Genomic DNA, 1,015 nt, shown 5'->3' on the forward strand with positions numbered 1-1,015 from the left:
TTTTGTCTTCTAACTACAGGCGGTGCCCCAATTGACGTAATAAGCAAGTATATTGAAAATCAAGGAAAGTGAGGTGAAAAGAAATGCACAAAGCATATAAGTTCCGCATCTACCCAACCAAAGAACAAGCAACCCTTATGAATAAGTCAATCGGATGTAGTCGATTCGTATTTAATCACTTTTTAGCAAAATGGAGTGAAACATATCAAGAAACTGGCAAGGGACTCACCTACCATACTTGTGCAAAGCTACTCACTGCTTTGAAAAAGCAGTTTGAATGGCTAAAGGAAGTAGATGCCCATGCTTTGCAATCCTCACTTCGTAATCTAGATGATGCGTTCAAAAGATTTTTTAAGAAACAAAATGATGCCCCACGTTTTAAAAGCAAGCGAAACAAAGTCCAATCCTACACAACTAAGATTGAAAAGAAAAACCAACTTCCCGAAGTCAGTATTCAAAGAAACAAAGTCAAACTACCTAAATTAGGATGGGTTCGCTTTGCGAAGTCTCGTGAAGTAGAAGGACGGATTCTTTCGGCTACCATTCGTAGAAACCCTTCAGGAAAGTATTTTATATCCATCCTATGTGAAATGTATTCTTGCCCATATGTTCCAGTCAATCAGAACAAGATGATGGGTGTAGATTTAGGACTGAAGGAGTTTGCCATCCTTTCGGATGGTACAAAGTGAAGCCTTCTAAATTCTTCCGTAAATATGAACAAAAATTGGTACATTGGCAAAGAATCATGTCTAGACGTAAAAAAAACGGTTCCAACTGGCATCAAGCTAGAATCAAAGTTGCTAGAATTCATGAAAAAATAGTGAATGCACGGCACGACTTCTTACATAAATTGTCCACTCAGCTAATATGTGAAAACCAAACGATAGCTTTAGAGGACTTGCAAGTCGCTAATATGGTCAAAAACCATAACTTAGCTAAATCCATCACAGATGCTTCTTGGTCAGAATTTGTAACCATGTTGGAATACAAGGCGGAATGGTTCGGAAGAACCATT

2 pseudogenes are annotated in these 1,015 nt (G+C 38.2%); both read left to right on the plus strand.

Annotation, left to right across the window (positions count from 1 at the left end):
• A pseudogene (locus BUB71_RS19305) lies at window positions 1-72 on the plus strand (IS200/IS605 family transposase); the annotation flags it as partial.
• Between the two features lie 11 nt (window positions 73-83).
• Window positions 84-1,015: pseudogene (gene tnpB, locus BUB71_RS18990) on the plus strand (IS200/IS605 family element RNA-guided endonuclease TnpB); the annotation flags it as partial.

The organism is Seinonella peptonophila (genome assembly GCF_900129355.1).
Lineage (GTDB): Bacteria > Bacillota > Bacilli > Thermoactinomycetales > Thermoactinomycetaceae > Seinonella > Seinonella peptonophila.